This is a genomic window from Streptomyces sp. NPDC007088 (genome assembly GCF_042869355.1).
Lineage (GTDB): Bacteria > Actinomycetota > Actinomycetes > Streptomycetales > Streptomycetaceae > Streptomyces.
Window position 1 is genome coordinate 1 of the sequence record NZ_JBIAFO010000008.1, and the last position, 12,571, is coordinate 12,571.

Annotated in this window: 16 protein-coding genes; all 16 read right to left on the reverse strand. The window is 71.1% G+C overall.

What is annotated here, in order from left to right:
- Positions 1-155: 155 nt before the first annotated feature.
- The 16 genes from ACFYMP_RS14500 to ACFYMP_RS14575 all read right to left on the reverse strand — a co-directional run bounded on the left by ACFYMP_RS14500 (position 156) and on the right by ACFYMP_RS14575 (position 12,502).
- Complete coding sequence (locus tag ACFYMP_RS14500; RefSeq protein WP_093542878.1) at positions 156-794, reverse strand: hypothetical protein; 639 nt, start codon at positions 792-794, stop codon at positions 156-158.
- A 299-nt stretch (positions 795-1,093) separates the two neighbouring features.
- Positions 1,094-1,723: a hypothetical protein gene (locus ACFYMP_RS14505; RefSeq protein ID WP_256088743.1), complete on the reverse strand. Its 630-nt coding sequence runs from the start codon at positions 1,721-1,723 to the stop codon at positions 1,094-1,096.
- The gene (locus ACFYMP_RS14510; RefSeq protein ID WP_256088742.1) at positions 1,720-2,547 is read right to left on the reverse strand and encodes a phosphoadenosine phosphosulfate reductase family protein; all 828 of its coding nucleotides are present in this window, start codon (positions 2,545-2,547) and stop codon (positions 1,720-1,722) included. Before ACFYMP_RS14510 ends, ACFYMP_RS14505 begins: the two co-directional genes overlap by 4 nt.
- Entirely contained in the window at positions 2,544-3,044 is a 501-nt protein-coding gene (locus tag ACFYMP_RS14515) for a hypothetical protein (protein ID WP_237541496.1), read from the reverse strand. The genes ACFYMP_RS14510 and ACFYMP_RS14515 overlap by 4 nt, the downstream gene beginning before the upstream one ends.
- A gap of 61 nt (positions 3,045-3,105) precedes the next feature.
- The gene (locus ACFYMP_RS14520; RefSeq protein ID WP_161275612.1) at positions 3,106-3,453 is read right to left on the reverse strand and encodes an HU family DNA-binding protein; all 348 of its coding nucleotides are present in this window, start codon (positions 3,451-3,453) and stop codon (positions 3,106-3,108) included.
- Between the two features lie 160 nt (positions 3,454-3,613).
- Positions 3,614-4,423 carry a hypothetical protein gene (locus ACFYMP_RS14525; protein ID WP_093542872.1) on the reverse strand — a complete coding sequence of 270 codons (810 nt, stop codon included), beginning with the start codon at positions 4,421-4,423 and terminating at the stop codon, positions 3,614-3,616.
- A gap of 33 nt (positions 4,424-4,456) precedes the next feature.
- Positions 4,457-4,864 carry a hypothetical protein gene (locus ACFYMP_RS14530; protein ID WP_388856086.1) on the reverse strand — a complete coding sequence of 136 codons (408 nt, stop codon included), beginning with the start codon at positions 4,862-4,864 and terminating at the stop codon, positions 4,457-4,459.
- 19 nt (positions 4,865-4,883) lie between these two features.
- Entirely contained in the window at positions 4,884-5,612 is a 729-nt protein-coding gene (locus ACFYMP_RS14535) for a hypothetical protein (RefSeq protein ID WP_093542869.1), read from the reverse strand.
- 31 nt (positions 5,613-5,643) lie between these two features.
- Positions 5,644-7,134 carry a DNA cytosine methyltransferase gene (locus ACFYMP_RS14540; RefSeq protein ID WP_093543364.1) on the reverse strand — a complete coding sequence of 497 codons (1,491 nt, stop codon included), beginning with the start codon at positions 7,132-7,134 and terminating at the stop codon, positions 5,644-5,646.
- A 214-nt stretch (positions 7,135-7,348) separates the two neighbouring features.
- On the reverse strand, positions 7,349-7,969 hold the full coding sequence (locus ACFYMP_RS14545) for a hypothetical protein (RefSeq protein ID WP_093542867.1): 621 nt from the start codon (positions 7,967-7,969) through the stop codon (positions 7,349-7,351).
- A 90-nt stretch (positions 7,970-8,059) separates the two neighbouring features.
- Positions 8,060-8,386, reverse strand: a complete 327-nt coding sequence (locus ACFYMP_RS14550; RefSeq protein ID WP_093542865.1) for a hypothetical protein — start codon at positions 8,384-8,386, stop codon at positions 8,060-8,062.
- A 60-nt stretch (positions 8,387-8,446) separates the two neighbouring features.
- Complete coding sequence (locus tag ACFYMP_RS14555; RefSeq protein WP_093542863.1) at positions 8,447-9,358, reverse strand: helix-turn-helix domain-containing protein; 912 nt, start codon at positions 9,356-9,358, stop codon at positions 8,447-8,449.
- Positions 9,359-9,641: 283 nt separating this feature from the next.
- A complete protein-coding gene (locus ACFYMP_RS14560; protein WP_093542861.1) occupies positions 9,642-10,784 on the reverse strand; it encodes a PD-(D/E)XK nuclease family protein in 1,143 nt (380 codons plus the stop codon).
- A gap of 60 nt (positions 10,785-10,844) precedes the next feature.
- Positions 10,845-11,828, reverse strand: coding sequence for a recombinase RecT (locus tag ACFYMP_RS14565; protein WP_388856093.1), 984 nt, complete (start codon positions 11,826-11,828; stop codon positions 10,845-10,847).
- A gap of 15 nt (positions 11,829-11,843) precedes the next feature.
- Positions 11,844-12,188 carry a hypothetical protein gene (locus ACFYMP_RS14570; protein ID WP_093542857.1) on the reverse strand — a complete coding sequence of 115 codons (345 nt, stop codon included), beginning with the start codon at positions 12,186-12,188 and terminating at the stop codon, positions 11,844-11,846.
- 110 nt (positions 12,189-12,298) lie between these two features.
- Positions 12,299-12,502: a hypothetical protein gene (locus ACFYMP_RS14575; RefSeq protein ID WP_093542855.1), complete on the reverse strand. Its 204-nt coding sequence runs from the start codon at positions 12,500-12,502 to the stop codon at positions 12,299-12,301.
- Between the last annotated feature and the right edge of the window lie 69 nt (positions 12,503-12,571).

The following is a 12,571-nucleotide window of genomic DNA, read 5'->3' on the forward strand; positions in this document are numbered from 1 at the left end:
GTTGTGTTCGTGGGTCGGGGGGGTGTGTTTGTCGGTGTGGCGGTGGAGGGTGTACCAGGACGCGAGCGTGAGGTCGTCTAGGGGGAGCTTCATGTGGGTGGCGCCTTTCTGGTGGGGCCGTGCCCGGCCGCGCGAGCGGCCGGGCACGGGCGGGGTCAGGAGGTGGGGGCGGCGGGGAACGGGTTGTCGCGGTGGCTGGGGTGGCAGACGGCGTACAGGCCGCCGGGGAGGCGTTCGGTGATGACGCCCCACCCGGCCCAGCGCATGACGGCGAGGTAGCCGAGGTCGCCGCCCGCGAATCCGGTCCGGCCCTTGGCTCCGGGGTCGGGCGCGATGAACAGGAAGCCGGGCAGGTGGCCGGTGGTGTCCGGCAGGACCTGGAAGCCGGGGTGGAGTTCGTGGACACCGTCGGTGTGGATGGGCGGGAGCCCGGCGGCGGTCAGGATGCGGATGGCGTCCCGGACCTGCGGGTGGTCGTGGTACTCGGGCAGCGTGCCGATCCCGGTGTGGATGGGCGGCAGGTACGGGGCGATGCCGACGCTGGCCTTGTAGATGTCCATGAGGAGCAGGGCGTCGTCGCGGCGGCCGGCTCGGCGCATCGCGATGTTGGCGACGATGGCGATGGAGTGCCGGTTGTGGGTGAAGACGCGGCGGAACTGCTCGATGGTCATGCCGGTGTTGGCCTGGATGTGGTTGAAGGAGCGGCACGCCAGGCGCAGGCCCTCCGCGACGTGTTCGGGTTCGAGTCCGATCTGTTTGGCGAGTTCGAGGACTCCGGTGGAGTAGGTGTTCATCTGGGTCTCCAAGAGGACGCTTTCGCGTATGGGTGCGCCCCCGGCGGTTGGCCGGGGGCGCGGGGTGTGTTCGGGGTGGTGGTTAGCGTCGGCCGCCGCATCCGGCGTGGCCGCAGCCTCCGCAGAAGCCGCCGTTGTTGCACTCGCAGCCGCATCCGTGGTGCTGGTGGGGCTTCACTCCAACTCCCTTCTGGGTTCGGGCATTTCCCGAATTCCTTACTTATATCTTAATGGCAAATACCCCAGAAGCAAGGTATGGCCGACGGAATGCGAATTGATTTCCCGCAATTCAATTCCCTTTAATTCGCAGCCGGGGGAATGAGATCCGGCCAACGGACGGCCTCCAACGCGCGGCGGTGCGAGTCGGGCACCGGCACGGTCGGGTAGCCCAGCCAGTCCAGGCCCATCGCCGCGAGGATCGTCGCGTCGGCCTGGTCGTACCGGCCCGGCCCTTCGCACTCGACGCCGTACCGCTCGACCGCCACCGAGCGCACCATGCCCTTCGCGACGCGAGAGCGGTCCTTGCGCGGCCACTCCTGCGCGGGGTTCGCCCGGCCGGTCGCGTAGATCGTGCGGCCGTGCGGCGTGACGACGGCGTACGGGATGCGGTTGCGCCACAGGTACTGGGTGACCAGCCACCACAGCCCGGCCAGCTCGTGGTGCCCAGCCTGCCCGCCCTGCGCGTACGCGGCGCCCTCGACCACCACCAGGTCCGCGCCGTCCTTCACGCTGAGCGCGATGGCCGCCACCAGCCAGTCCAGCCGCTCGTGGCTGCGGCGGCGTCCGGGCCGGTAGGCGTACGCCCAGTTCGTACCGGCGACGCCGGTCGAGGTGAGCGACAGGTCGAGGCCGACGACGCGCGGCTGCCACTCCCCCTTCTCCTGGACACTGGGAAGGGTCACCGGGGCGCTCTGGAGTTCGGCGGTCACGCGGAGCCTCCCGCGCGCCGGATGACCTCCGCCATCGACAGCTCCCGGCGGAACGGAACGCCCATCTCCTTCTCCAGATCGGCGTACTCACGGGCCAGCTCGGGCCGGAGCCGGGCCGCGCACTCCAGGTCGGGGACGGAGGCCAGGACGCACAGGCTGCACGAGAGCCGCGACATGCCGGCGTCGTACGCCCAGTGGTACGGCAGCCCGTTCTCCCGGATGCGCTGCCACACCTCGGCTTCGCTCCAGCGCAGCACCGGGTACCACTGGGTCACCGTGCGCCGACCGTTGCTGGCCCGGCGGTCGACCTCAACGGCGGGCCGCCGGGCGCGAGCGCGGGACTCCTGTCCACGGAAGCCCATGACGTGCACGATCCGCGCCGGGCGGCCCAGGGGGCCGAGGTCCTTCACCTGCTCGGTCATGAACCGGCGGGCCACCCCTCGCTTCTCCGACGTGCAGAACCGGGTCATGAGGTGCGGGAACTGCCCGCGGGCCCGGATGCGGTGGACCAGCGACGGCCACTTCGTCATGCGGCGGACCTCGAACGGCAGCCCGTAGTGGGCCGCTTGGCGGCGCGCCAGGTCCACGGTGCCCGGCCACTCCACGCTGTGCCCGCGCGGAGTGCGGCCGAGGTCGATGTGCAGAACGACGATGCGGTCGCGGACCCCGGCCTCGTCGGCCCGGCGCACCCCCTCGTCCATCGCGACGATGCTGTCCTTGCCGCCGCTGTTGCTGAAGATCAGGCGGTCGGCGGACGCGAGGTCGGGAAGGGGTTCGGCACCGAGCACGGAGCGGGCGCTAAGCAGTTCGATCTGGGCGTTCACTCGGCGTCCCCGCGATTCGCGGCGCGGTGCCGGGTGATCAGCCGCTCGGCCTCCTCGACGGCCGTCCCCTTGTGGCGGTCGATCCACTCGCCGTCGTAACTGCCGACCGGCCCCCACAGGTACCAGCCGGTGTCGTGGTAACCGTCCCTCGGATTGCGGCGGCGGTGCCCCAGCTCCCACCAGCCGTCGCGCCAGCGCAACATGCGCTTCGCGGTCGGGTCCGCCACCCATCCGGCACGCTCCGCCAGGGACTGGAGGCGGGCGATGTCCGTGCGCAGCGTCGCCGCTTCGGCGGCGGCGTCCAGGTCGCGCACGGCCGCGTGCTCGGGACCGTTCGCCTCCGGTGCGGATGTGCCCGGACGCAGGCCGAGCCGCTGCACGGCTTGGTCCCGCTGCCGGGCGACGCGCCGCAGCAGGTTCGCCGCGCCGGTTATGCCGCGGGCTTCCAGCCATTTCGCGGTGGCGTCGATCTCGACGCCCACAGAAAGGTCGTTCATCTGTCGTGCTCCTTGGGCGGGGCCGCCCAGCGTGCGCCGGGCGGCCCCTGGTGTGCGGGCGTTACGGGCGGGCGGTGCTGGAGGCGGGCGTCTTCGGGTCCTTCTGAATGCAGTTGCCGGATTCGGGCATCTGTCGGCGGCCCGCCACGAGGTCCTGGAACCGAGTGCCGGGCCGGAACCTCACGACGCGGGTCGGAGCCACAGTCATCTCGCTCCCGGTACGCGGGTTGCGGGCGGTGCGGCCGGGCAGGGCCTTGGGCAGGAGCGTCCCGAAACCGGTGACGGAGACGGCTTCACCGCGGGCTACGGAGCGCACCACGGCGTCGAGCACGCTTTCCACGGCGACCGTCGCCTCCGCTCGGCTGCCGATCCTGTCCGTGACGGCATTGATGAGCTGGGCCTTGTTCACTGGGCATTCCTCTCGGATCTCTCGCTGTGCCGCAGGAGTTGAGGAGCGGGCGCGCCACGCGGCGGGCAGGGGGCTGAGCCCGAACCCGAGGTCCTCGTCGTGGTCGCACACCGCAGCATGAGGTTGCTCTACGGTTTGCATAAATGTCATCTACCTTTGGTCAGTCGGGGAGCCGGATCAGCAGGTTTCCGCCCACGAGCACCTGGGAGATCGGCACGGCGACGGCCGCGCAGTCGGCGGAGACGAGCATCAGCTCCTCGCCGGGGGCGGGACGGGCGGGCACCACCCAGGCCGTTCCGGTGTGGTCCGCGTACCGCGCCCCCACCTCGAGGAAGGCCCCGGCGAACAGGAACAGGCGGGTGCGCAGCGAGGAGGACCAGCCCGCGCCGGGCGTCGGACCGTCCCAGGTGTGGGGAGCCTGGAGGCCGAGGAAGTCGTCTCCGGCCGTCACCACCGTGCCCACCGGGCCCAGGGAGCGGAACTCGATCGCCTCGCCGCCCGCGCCGGCGTTCCCCCACAGCGCGAGGTCGTCGGCGGTCATCTGCACCGGGCGGCCGACGGCCAAGGGGTGGTTGCGGGCACCGAGCGCGAGGCGCAGCAGGGCGCGCCAGGGAAGGCGGCTGGAGTGGCAGGCGGCGGGCACGGTGATCTCAGCCACGCCTTCGCTGAAGCGGAGCTTCTGGTGGCCGCCGCTGGTGATGTGCTCGACGGTGATGTGGTCGGAGGACTCCAGCCAGGCGCGGAGCGCGGCGGCGTCGTCGTAGCCGACGGGGGCCGTCCACGCGTCGCCCGTGACGGCGGTGCGGGCGACGGCGAGGGTCCGTTCACCGCATCCCACAGCGTGCAGGTGGCCGGGGGTGCAGTCGAGGACCAGGGTGTCGAGGTCGTGGGTGTCGTCGTCCGTCCGGAAGCGGTGCGGGGCGACGCGGTCGAGGATGGCCGCCAGGTCGCGGGCCTTGATGGTGAACATTCTTTGTCTCCGCAGGAGTTGTAGGGGTGGTGATCAGGTTCCGGTGGCGCGCTTGCGGGCCCGGCGGGCCTGCTGGGCGAGCCGTCCGGCTTCCCGGCACAGGGAGCAGGCGCGCTCCCCGCGCCGGTTGTGGGCGCGGGCCCCGGCTTCGGTGCCGTGGGTGATCGGGCGCCGCCCCCGCTCGCGCAGCTCGGCGGGCTGCGCGTCGTCGCAGGTCGCCAGGACCTGCCCGTCGCGCCAGAGGCGTCCGCCGCATATGCCGTCGAACAGGCTCGCGTTCGGCAGAACCAGGTCGATGCACTGCGCGCGGAACGGGCAGTCCCGGCAGACGGTGAGGAGGGCGACCAGCGGCTCCGTGGGGGCTTCGGCCGTCGTCTCCTCGGGCGTGAAGCGGAAGTCCCCGGCGCAGGGGGCCTCACTGACCCACCCGTTGCCGCTCATCTGCTCCTCCTCCCGGCGCTCAGGCGGTCGGCGGCAGCGGCATCAGGTACACCTGATCGCTGGTGCTGATGCCGAACGGGTGGGCGTAGTCGCCGGGCAGCGGCATCAGGTGCCGGTCGGCCAGAGCGGGCAGGGCGAGCACCTGGGCGAGCAGCCCGGCGATGGCCGTGTCGCAGTCGGCCGACCACCGCGGGCGCGGTGTGCGCGCCGGGCCGCCGTCGTCGTCGACGCCGTGGAAAACCTCGATGACCCGACCGGCCGCGCGACCGTCCACGACGAGCGCGGTCGCCTCCGGGTGGTACTCGCGGACCAGCTCGGCCACGCGGGCGGCCCGGTCCGCCGGAGGCAGCTCCAGCAACCACGAGTTGCCGTCGGAGGCGGTGTTGCGGTGCACGGACGCCCACGCCGGAGAGCAGTGCGGGGCAAGGGCGGTCTGTACGTCGGACTCGATCTCGTCCGCGATGTGGTCGAGCGGGTGCTCCTCCTCGCCTTCGCGGTTGTCCCACAGCCAGGGGCAGGCGCTGAGCGGGCTGGGCTCTGCGCCCAGGACGCCGTGCAGGTCGAGGGTGCGGGAGCCGTAGAAGGCGAATGTCACGTAGACCGCCTCAGGGCAGGCGGCGCGGATCTTCGCGGTGATGTGGTCGAGCACCGCGAGGCAGTACGCCTTCTCGGTACGCAGGCGCTCGGAATGTAGTTCCTCGCGCTGTCCGGCGAGGATGGCCAACTGGTCGTGTGCTGCCGGTGTCATGGCAGGGGTGTCCCTTCTTCTGTGGGTGGGTTCAGGCGAGGACGGCCTTGAGGCGTTCACCGATCCAGCGCGCGACGTTGACGCTGACGGCGTTGCCGGCCTGCTTGGTCTGGGCGGCCTTGGAGCCGACGACCTCGTACGTCCCGGGGAACCGCTGGGCCGAAAGCTGCTCGCGGGGCTGGAGCATCCGGAAGTAGCAGTCCTCGATGGCGGGCGCGCTCCGTACGACGGCGGCCGAGTCGCGGGTGGCCAGGGTGTGCAGGGGCTCCCCCGCCGTCTTCGGCGCGGCCTTGCGGTACGGGATCACCAGCGTGTTGCGGGCCCGGGTGCGCACGTCGCCGTCGGGTACGACCAGGCCGTGATGGCGGGCCGTGGCAATGGTGCTCAGCGGCGCGTCGATGGACGCCGCATCGCAGTTGTTGCGGAACTCCACGATGAACGGGTCCACGGTGACGAGGGCTTCGCTCTCGCGGGTGGTGCGAGTGCGCATCGGCTCGGCGGCCGAGGACGCGGTGTCGTTCCACGAGCCGCCGACCGGCACCAGCAGGGCTTCACCGAGCTTGGACGTACGAGTCGGTAGCGGCCGGGTGTGCGGGTCGAAGGCGCGGGCAGTGCCGTCCTTGCCATGCGTCAGCGTGACCACGGACGGGTCGTACGGGAACTTCTCCAGCCCGGCCGCGATCCTCTTCATGGTGTTGGGCACCAGCGGCTTGGCCCGGTCCCCGATCCGCTGGCCGATGTCGTCCCACATGATCACGTCGGAGGCAGGCCGGACGTACGGCTCCACCAGCGCGCGGCCGCAGCGGGTGTTCGGGCACCGGTAGTCGTACTGGACGCCGTACTTGCCCACCTTCACCTGCGGGTCTCGCCAGCTCTGTCGAGCCTTGACGTCCCGCCCGCACGCGAAACAGTGCGCCAGCGGACGCGGCGCGAGATCGGGGCGACGAACCCCGGTGAGGGTGAAGACCAGGTACACGCGGTCACGCCACTGCGGGGCGTGCGGGTTGGTCTCCGAGCCGATGTGCGCGGAGGAGACGGAGACGATCTGGACGCGGTAGCCGAGCTTCTTCATACCGTCGATCCACACGGGGAACAGCAGCCAGTCGGTGACGAACTCAAGGACGTTCTCCACGACGACGGCGGGGAACCGTTTCGCCTCGGCAGCGCGCAGCACGCACCAGGCGGTCACGCGGGTCATCTCGAAGGCTTCCGGAGGCAGTTCGCGCCACTGCTCCTCTTCCTCGAACAGGGCGTCCTGCACCGGGTCGGGACGCTTGCGGCCGCCGGCGGGGCTGATCTCGGTACAGATGACCGAGGCCCACAGCACCAACGCCCTCGGGAGCCAGCGCATGGGGTAGTTCTGGATGTCGGCGCAACGCGCCTCTGCGGTCGGGTGGTTGAGCCCGAAGGTGTCGACGGAGGTCTGCCAGTGGTTGATGCCGAGGATGGGGTCGAAACCGGCTTCCCACAGGCCGGTGGCGTCTCCGCCCGCTCCGCAGAGCAGGTGGATGGATCGGGGCACGGTGGTGATCTCCAAGAGGTGGGAGGGGCCGCCCGGCCCGGTGCGCGGGCCGGGCGGCCGTGAGTCAGGACTGGTCGGTGGCGCGTAACGCGCGGTGGTGGCGGCTGTCCTCGATGCCGAGGGCGGTGAACCCCAGCAGTCCGAGGGCGCACACGGTCAGCAGCCAGATCACCGGTCCGCGCCCCCGGTGGGGCGCGGTGCGCGGCGCGGCCGGTCAGTCATTGCTGCGGGTGACGCGGACGGTGGCGATGTGCCCGGCGTTCTCGAACAGCGCCATCGGGTAGCCCTCGCGCTCGGGCCGCTGCCACACGCGGCGGTAGCCCTCGTGGCCGGTGAGCCGCCACGACCACTCCGCGAAGCGGGCGACGGCGGTGGCCGGTTCCTCGATCCCGGCCGTCTGGTTGTGGTTCGCGCCGTACGGAGCCGTGTGCGTGGCTGACACGATCAGCCGGGGTGCCCGGCCGGGAACGTCGAGACCGTCGATGCGCGCCATGAGCGGGATGAGGCTGGTGCCGTGGTGGCGCTGCGGGCCGTTCGGGGTGGAGTCGTACAGGACGGTGTGCGTGCTGGGGTCCTCCACGCCTTGGCGGACGGCGGTCCAGCCGGTCACCTCGGTCGCGTCGACGGGCAGGCTGTGCTCCGAGGCGATGATCACCTCCGTGCCGTCCCGCAGGTCGGCGCGCACGGTGAACTCGCCGCCGCAGGTCTCCACGTCGGTGACCCAGCCCGCGTAGCGCAGCGGCGTGATGACGTGGCCGTAGTTGTGGAACAGCCGCTGCCACAGAGGGTCGTTGAGGCGGTTGTGATCGGGCAGGGCCGCGATGGTGGTGGTCATGATTCTGGTCTCCAAGAGGGTGTGCACGGCGGGCGCACAGAATGAGCGCCCGCCGTTTAGAAATGTCACCTATCTGAGGTGAAGCGGGATTCAGACGGCGGGCAGTTCACTCCGGGCGAGGATCTGCACCGACCACATGCGGCCGCCGCGCGTGACGGCGCAGCCGATCATGCGGCCCTCGTGGGGCAGGACGAAGCCGCTGCCGCCCTCCTGCTTGGCCAGCTCGGCGACGAGTTCGCGGACGCCGTGCTCGGCGCACTCGGCGGAGCAGTAGAGGCCGTCACCGAGTCGCGGAGGAAGGTGGGGGCCGTGGATCACTTCCGCGACGACGAGATAGGCGTCGGGGGCGGGGGCGAGTGCTGATGAGGTCAAGTCGGTCTCCAAGAGGTCGGTGAGTTCGGCCAGTTCCGAACTCATGCTTATATCTTAATGGCGTACACCGGGGCGTCAATGTTGGTGATCTTGCGAACGCCCCTGCTATCTGCGGGAGTTGTGGAACTTCTCGCGCCCCATCCGGCTGAGTGCGCGCACCCGCTGGCGGGCCTCCTCCACGGCTGCGGGGTCTGTCCCGGCCACCCGGCGCTCCTGCTCGGCGAAGAACTCCCGTAGCCACTCCTGCTGCCCGCGATGGGTCCGGTCTGCTTCCTCACGCCGTGCCTCCTCGCGCCCGGCACGCGGGTTGGTGCCGCAGCCCCGGCAGTTCGCCACCGGCTGCTCGTGCTTCGGGCAGCCGGTCCGCTGCTGCGCTCTCTGCCCCGCCCCCGGCTCCCCTGCGGCGTCAGCCGTGGGGGTAGGGGGGTTAGGAAGAGAAGAGGAAGAAGGTGGAAGAGAAGGGGTTTCCCCAGGGGAACCCGCCCGGTTTCCCTGCGGCAACCCACTGGGTTCCCCCACGGCAACCCTGCCCTGACCCGATTCAGGGTTCCCCTGGGGCAACCCTGGTTCGACAGCGGCCTCGGCAGCGGCCCGCGCCTCTTCCCGCGCGGCGACGTCCTGCTGTGTACGGGCAGCCGCCGACGGCTTTCGGCGCGGGGCCTTCCTCGCCAGTCGAGGGTTCTTCGGAGCACGCTGCTGCGCACGCCGACGCTCGATCAGCTCCTCCGTGGACGGGATGGGCGGCACGCCGTACGGGAAGACCCTGTACTCGGCACGCAGGCCGACCCGGCCGACCGTGACCCGCTCGACCAGGCCGAGGCCGACGAGCTGCGTGACCACCGTGACGACGGTCTTCTCCCCGACGCCGGCCCAGGCCATCATCCGCTCCAGACCCGGCCGAGCGAGCCGGGTCTGGTCGTCGGCTGAGTCCGCGATCTTCATCAGGACCGCCTTCTGCGTCTGGTTGATCACCTCCTTCGGCAGGTAGGCGGCCACAACCATCAGTTGGATGCTCACCGGCACCTCTCCGTGTCGCGTCCTGCTCGTGCCGTCTGGAGGCGTGGGGGGGGGGCCGGCGGGCCGCCCCCCCCCCCCCGCCGCGCGCCCCCCACCCGCGGGCGCCGCGGGGGTTGTAGACCCCGGGAGGCCGGGGGGGGGGGGGGGGGGGGGGGGCGGGGGGGGGGGGGGGGGGGGGGGGGGGGGGCGGGGGGGGGGCGCCCCCCCGGGGGGGGGGGGCCGGGGGGGGGGGGGGGGGGGGGGGGGGGGGCCCCGGGGGGCCCCCCCCCCCCCGACTGGCGTCTCAGGACTTCTTGCTGGCGGTGACGTTGATGCTCACCGCGGTTCGCCGGTCGTGGTCGAGGCGTGTCGGCACGGGGACGCCGACTTCCTTGAGCGTCGCCTTCATGGCCGTCACGTCCGGCGCCATCGGGACCTCCAGTCCGGCACGGCGGTACAGCGAGACCATCGCCTCGACGTCATCGACCTTGGTCGGGTTGCCGCCGCTCCACTTCAACGCGTTGTCGCCGTAGACGCCCGGCTCGGAGCCGTCGAGCTTGGCGCGCAGGAACTTCTGCTTCTCCTTGAGCGGCTTGATCTGCTCGGAAACCTCGGCGTACTCGGCCAGCGCCTCGGCGCGCTCGGCGTCGTCGTGGATGAGCTGGCTCTGCGGCGAGCGCCCGGCGACGAGCGGCCCCCAGCACGCGGTGCGGAACGGGCAGTGATCGCAGATCGCGGAGATGCCCGGCCCCTGGAACGTGCGCGGCAGCTCCTCCGGGGAATCGGCGGAGCGCACCTGCTGGACCCACCAGCGGGCTCGGCGTGCACGGTCGGCGTCGTAGGCGATCTCCTGGACGTAGTCGTCGCCGTTGTCGCGGTTGATGAACCGGAACCGGATGCGCGCCACGGGCAGGGGCCCGAGGTAGGCGAGCTGGCGCTGTCCCCGGACGCTGGCGAAGCCCTCGCTGCCGAGCAGGTCGGCGTACAGGTACACCTGCCGCAGCTCGGCCTCGCTCGCGCCGTACCGCAGGACGTTGTCCCATTGGTAGGTGCTCTTGGTCTTCACGTCCTCGACGGTCGTCTCCTCGGCCGGGAGCACGGGGCGCAGCCGCTTCGGGAGCCGGGCCGCGGTCGTGGCGTCGAGCTGGACGGCGTCGATGTGACCCCGGACGGTCTTGTCCTCGACGCGGCGTTCGACGAGCCATCCGTACTCCTCGCGGGCGGCCTCGAGTATCCCGGCGTGCAGCCAGGTCCCGAGGATCGCCTTGCGCTTCTCGCCGACGTCGGTGGGAGTGCGGCCGTGCAGGAGGTATCCGGCCCGGCGGGCGCACACGGTGTCGCTGGCGCCGAGCTTGGTCTGCTGAGAGCGTGGACGGCGCGAGTCCGCCGCGTGCGCGGCGGGCCACAGGCTGACCGGCCGCTCCGGCGCGATGGCCAGGGTGGTCATGGTGTTCTCCAAGAGGATGGGGGTGCCGCCCGACGACGGGCGGCACCCGGTGTCGTCAGGTCAGGAGGCGGCGCGGCCGGGCTCGGCCTTCTTGCGCGGCTTCCGCTTCGCCGGAGCCGGAGCCTCGTCGGAGTCGCCGACGTCCGGCTCTGCCGGAGGGTTCGGCTTCTTCTCGGAGCGCGCCCGCTTGCGCGCCGGGGGCTTCGGCGTATCCGCGTCCTCGTCGCCTGCGGCCGGAGCCTTCGCGGTCTCGGCCTTCGCGCCGTCGCCCGAGTCGTCGCCCGCTTCCAGCCCTGCGGCGGCGCGCAGCCGCCGCGTCGCCTCTTCCGCCTCGCGCACGACGGCTTCGGCGTCGGCCCGCTCCATCTCCTCGTCCACGTACACGCCGGACAGGTCCTGCGGGGCCGCCATGCGCAGCGAGCCGGCCTCGGCGCACTTACGCAGCATGTGGGCAGGCATCTGCTGCCACATCTTCGCGACGACGTACGCGCCCTGCTTGCGGTCGTAGTACGTCGGCGCGAACTCGTCCCACCGGGCGATCATGGGGAACCGGCTGGTTCCCCGGAGCACGGTGACCTTGACCGCCGACGGGTACGCCTTGGACAGCCAGACGTCGTGGGCGTTGCCCTCGGAGTCGTAGTAGACGGTGTCCTCGTAGGAGATGGACTCTCCGGCATTCGCCGCCGCCCGGTGGGCGACGGTACGGAAGCCGTCGATGCCGGTCTGGATGGTCCAGGTCTTCTCGGGCTCGTCGGGGTTGTCGGCCGCCTTCCAGTTGGTACGGCCGATCATGTAGATCTGCCGCGCGAACGGGTCGAGGCCGGTCCGCACGCAGTAGTGGAAGAACATTGCCAGGTGGCCGCGCGGGGCGGCGGCCAGGCCGGGGCTGATCAGGGCCAGCGTCGAGAGCTGCTTGTGGTCGAACTCGTCCTGGTCGGCGCGCAGGACGATGGCGCTGGGCCGGACAACCGTGCTGGCGGCCGGGGCCTTGTCGACCACCGTGCCCTCCACGGCGGCGGGCTCGGCAGGTGGTTCGTCGGTCACGTCTTCTCCAAGAGGTCAGTCGGTCCGCAGGCTGCGGACCTCGAATGCGCGAGCCCACTCGGGGTGGCGCTCGATGAGCAGCCGGACGTACCGGCTGCGGTAGTTGTTGTTGAGGCGGAACTCGTCGCCCTCGGTCGCCGTGACGTAGCGCCAGCGCAGGACCTCGAAGAGCATCCCGATGCCGACGCGGCGTGCACCGCGCTTGAGGTAGTCGGCGGTCAGGGTCTCCAGGGCCCGGAGAACCCAGGGGTTGAGCTGGTGGAACGTCTCGAACTGGGCCTGTATCGAGGCGGGCTGGCCTTCCGGCTGCCGCACGGTGTGGATGACCAGACCCGGAAGCTCGTCTTGGACGGATGCCACGCCAACCCCCTGATGGTGACCGACTTCAAGAATGTCACCTATCTTGCGGGCTGGCGATCAGATGATCAACCCCGCCGAGACTGAGCGCGACTTCACGCCCTCAACTCCGTTCAGGCGCAGGCCCGCTCAGCCTCCGCCTCCATGCGAGCCTCGCGGGACTCGTTGGCCGTCGAGATCTCACGCAGCGACCGGACCGCAAGGTTGGAGTCCGGATTCTTCGCGACGTACAGCACGAGGGCGCCCTCCAGGACCAGGACCTCACTCGCCTTCATGATCGCAATCTCGTCGCCGCCGGGCGTCACGATGAACTGCACTACTGCCTCCTTCAAACTGCCGCCCCGTGATGGGGATTACATATATCTTATTGGCAATTCGGGACAAAG